The organism is Allobosea sp. P4_C6 (assembly GCF_056402015.1).
This window is the reverse complement of sequence record NZ_JBFUIF010000305.1, coordinates 1-816: the sequence shown is the minus strand read 5'-3', so window position 1 is coordinate 816 and position 816 is coordinate 1. Positions and strand designations below refer to the sequence as shown.

The following is an 816-nucleotide window of genomic DNA, read 5'->3' as shown; positions in this document are numbered from 1 at the left end:
GCTCACGGCTAATCCAACCGTATCGAAAGCTACCCGGATCTAAAAGCGAAGATCGATCAGCATCTTGCTGAAACGAGGCGCCGCGACGGCCGCCTTCATTTCATTCGTCGGGCGCGTCGAGGCGCCCCAAAACGCTCAACAGTTGAAGCGAGATTTGTCTAGCAAGCTCTCTAGAGCCGACCGAGAGAGGAGGGCGACGCAACGATGCTTCTCTGCGGCTTCGGAGTTGAGGATTACATAGCTTCCAAACCGTAACGGCATGCGCCGCGCAGCTTCAAAGGCGTTTTCGATATCTGGCGACTGGCTGTAAAGCGCGCCCGCCACATATCCTTTAGTCAGTTACTTCGACCGGCAGCGTATCGGACGTGATCGCGACCGAAGTCAGGTTGTGACGCCGCGAGTCCCACCTCAGTCCGAGTTTGTAGAACGTCCCTGGCCGCCGCTCGAGGCGGAACATCGAATTACAGGGCGAGTTTTCCCCGACCGGGCTTGCACCGAGACAATCCACGATACTGAGGCGGCGCGCAGATGCGGAATTTCATTCGCGACAACGGCCTCACGCTGGCTCTATCTGCAATGTTCCTTCTTTCTCTGGTCGGCATGGCCCTCACCGGCCACTCGGCGCGAAACCAAGAGCTCGTTGAACATGGCCAAGCCGCGATCCGTTTCGCAGCCTACCTATCCGGAGGCGATTTTCTGTCCGCTCTATTTGAAAATTGGGAGAGCGAATTCCTCCAGATGGCGGTCTATGTCGTCTTGACGGCGATGCTGCTTCAACGTGGTTCGGCGGAGTCGCGCGATCCGGATGCCCCGGAG

1 protein-coding gene is annotated in these 816 nt (G+C 58.0%); it reads left to right on the top strand.

Annotated elements, in window-relative coordinates; all coding sequences use genetic code 11:
- Positions 1-528: 528 nt before the first annotated feature.
- Positions 529-816 (top strand): DUF6766 family protein (locus AC1DVA_RS28830; protein ID WP_476808194.1); only part of this gene is annotated, 288 nt, incomplete at its 3' end.